A 3,051-nucleotide genomic window follows, 5' to 3' on the forward strand; every position below is an offset into this window, starting at 1 on the left:
CAGCCCCCCGAGGCGCCGAAGCCTTTGGCGCCCCATTGAATAAATTCCCCCCGAGGCGAACGACAATGCATTCGCCCGATGGGCAAGCGAGTGTTTGTGCAAGATCCCTCGCTAGCCGGTTTGTCGATTGAATCAAGAGTCAACCTGTTTTCGGTTAACCGGTAGCCGTAGGCGACGTGCAGTGGCAAGTAGGTCGCTTACGACTTCCCGTTAAACGAATAAATCAACAGCCCGTAGCGAAGCGGGCTGGTAGAGCAGCAGCCCATTGACGACTTCAGCCACGGCGAATCAAACACGACAGCAATAAAAATGCTTTAGAATGGAGCATCAATCGTCCGTCTCCCGTGATCTCGGACGTCCTGCAACTTCGATTCATTCGTTCCTGTCAACGGCGACGCCATATGCGACCAACGGTTGTGCTCTTGTTCGCCCTTGCCCTCGTTTCGTCCGATACGTTCGCGGGATCTGGTTCAAGTGGGGAAGGCATCTTTACCAGCCAACGCGCGTCTGCTGGCGGCGTTGCGTCGTCGCTTACACTATCGAGCTTCCACTCACTTGGCTTGACAGTCCATTTTTGCGTGGATGACTCATCGGAGTGGTGTTGCGCGTACGGGATTCAGACATCGGGCGGCAATTCATCTCTCATCTGCCTTGTCATTTATCGCGTTGAAGTTTCTGATCTAAATCAGCGTACCATTGGATACCGCTATGTAATCAAGGATGGAAAGTCTGCCACGCTTTCATTCCGTACAATCGACGGCGAGTCAACGACGGCAAGCATTGACTGCGAATTCGGATCCGAGGGCCCAAGTCAATTTGCAGTGAAGCGAAATGGAGCCGAGCCGATCAACTACGAAACGACGAAAGGCGATATTTTCTTAGTGTCGAAGGACGGAGAAGTTACTACCGTAAATCAACTCAGGATCATGCCGGACTCGGTATCCGAGAAAGAGATACTTCGACTTGCCAAACGCGTCGTTGAACGCACTACAAACACCGAAGAAGCAGAACCATAAAATGCACGGGAGAACGGGCGGTCCGTTCTTCGTTTGTACGCAAGTCTCTCGCCTGCTCTCGCTGATCACCCTCATTCATCAAAAAACCTAAAGACATGACCAAGTATTGCGTCCTTTTTATTGCACTTTGTTGTGCGACAACGTGCATTGGGCAGGAACCACCCAAATTTGATCGGTCAGTGCCGTTTGCCGAAAACTTTGAAGCTGTTATCCCGCGTCCCGAGCAAGACAAGGCCGCGGAGGAAAGACTCGCCGCACTCAAAGCGAAGACGGGTCAAAGGCCGAACATCCTTTGGCTCGTTGTCGATGACATGGGCTTTGGCGATCCCGGTTGCTATGGCGGTGGAGGCCTGGCCGGTGCCTCGACACCGAACATTGACAGATTGGCCGCCGAAGGTCTCAAGCTGACTTCGTGCTACGCTCAGCAAACCTGCACACCAACCCGTTCGGCGATTCTGACCGGACGATTGCCTGTACGCACGGGACTGACACGACCGATTCTGGCTGGCGACAAAATCACGGCCAACCCTTGGGAAGACGAAGTCAGTCTGCCGAAGCTGCTCAGTGACGCCGGCTACTTCACCCTGCTTTCAGGCAAGTGGCATATCGGCGAGTCCGAAGGCATGCGTCCGCACGACGTCGGCTTTGATGAATTCTACGGCTACTACCCGGCTCAAAAAGAGATTTCTCAGCGTGTCGATGCCCGGCGTTTCCCGGGCCTTGTACTCAATCCAGAACGTCTTGCCGCATTCGAGGCAGTGGGACCAACGGATTTCCTCACTCACGGTTTCAAGGGCGGACGCACGGAGGAATTGCAGCAGGTTTTGTCGACGGAGGACATGAGCAAAGCGGATCAGGTGCTCACCGACTTCACTGTGAAGCGGATCGAGGAACTCGCGGCCGGAGAACAGCCGTTCTTTATCGAGCATTGCTTCATGAAGGTCCACTGTGACAATTTCCCTCACCCAGACTATGCCGGCAAGAGTGAAGCGAAGTACCCGTACAAGGACAGCGTTCACGAGGTGGACGCCCAGATCGGTGAAATCATGAAGGCACTCGGTGACGCAGGCGTCTTGGAAAGAACGCTGGTGTTTTTCACCTCGGACAATGGCCCGCAAATGGACGGCTGGCCTGATGCAGGGTACACGCCGTTCCGTGGTGCGAAGGGGACGACGTGGGAGGGCGGCGTCCGCGTTCCAGGCATCGCTTATTGGAAGGGCATGATTGCACCTGGGCGAACGAGCGACGGGCTGTTCGACCTGATGGATCTATTTGGAGTCAGTCTGAACCTCGCCGGTGTCGGCACCGACACGTTGCCGGAGGAAAGGTTCTATGATTTTGTAGACCAGACCTCGTTCCTGCTCACCGATGAGGGGCAATCGAAGCGTGAAGCCGTCTACTTTTGGTGGGGCAAGGAACTGATGGCGTGTCGCATGAAGGAGTACAAAGCCCACGTGAAGGTCGTGTTGGCCCAGGCCCCGCACATGCACATCGACCTCGCGACCGTTCAGGACGTCGGGCTGGCACCTTGGTTCTTCAATCTCTACCTGGATCCGAAGGAAGAAATGACCGTTGGACATCGCTTGGACCCTTGGATGGTGACTGTGCTTGGGAAACTGAAAGCACACGGTGCGACATTCAAAAAGTACCCCGCCAAGAACATTGGGCTGTAGCCCTTTCACGCTTGCTGGTTTGCACTGCATATGCCCGTTTCCTGATGACGGGAATGCCGCACCTACTCGCGTACAACTTTGAAACGATTATTTGCCTCCCTAAGCACTGAGCTATTTGAGCATTGCCCACTTGCTCGGTTGACGGCCAATTTCCGAAAATTCACGCCGCTCGTCTCCTTGGCAAGTCGTCCGTCACACAACCCCAATATAAAACCGAGTGACACACACGTGTGGCGGACGACAATGGATGAACAGTCGTCCAAGTTTCGGTTGTCTCTAGGTTCGTCGATCATCGGATCCTACTTAAGCCGATTCAAAACCACCAACGGAACGCAACATCATCCGGCAATCAATCTGAATCG

2 protein-coding genes are annotated in these 3,051 nt (G+C 54.4%); both read left to right on the forward strand.

What is annotated here, in order from left to right; all coding sequences use genetic code 11:
- Window positions 1-422 precede the first annotated feature (422 nt).
- The gene (locus RSSM_RS18000; RefSeq protein WP_144059922.1) at window positions 423-1,016 is read left to right on the forward strand and encodes a hypothetical protein; all 594 of its coding nucleotides are present in this window, start codon (window positions 423-425) and stop codon (window positions 1,014-1,016) included.
- A gap of 179 nt (window positions 1,017-1,195) precedes the next feature.
- Window positions 1,196-2,689, forward strand: coding sequence for an arylsulfatase (locus tag RSSM_RS18005; protein ID WP_008681804.1), 1,494 nt, complete (start codon window positions 1,196-1,198; stop codon window positions 2,687-2,689).
- The last annotated feature ends 362 nt before the right edge of the window (window positions 2,690-3,051 follow it).

The sequence above is a fragment of the Aporhodopirellula sallentina SM41 genome (assembly GCF_000346505.1).
Classification (GTDB): Bacteria; Planctomycetota; Planctomycetia; order Pirellulales; family Pirellulaceae; genus Rhodopirellula; species Rhodopirellula sallentina.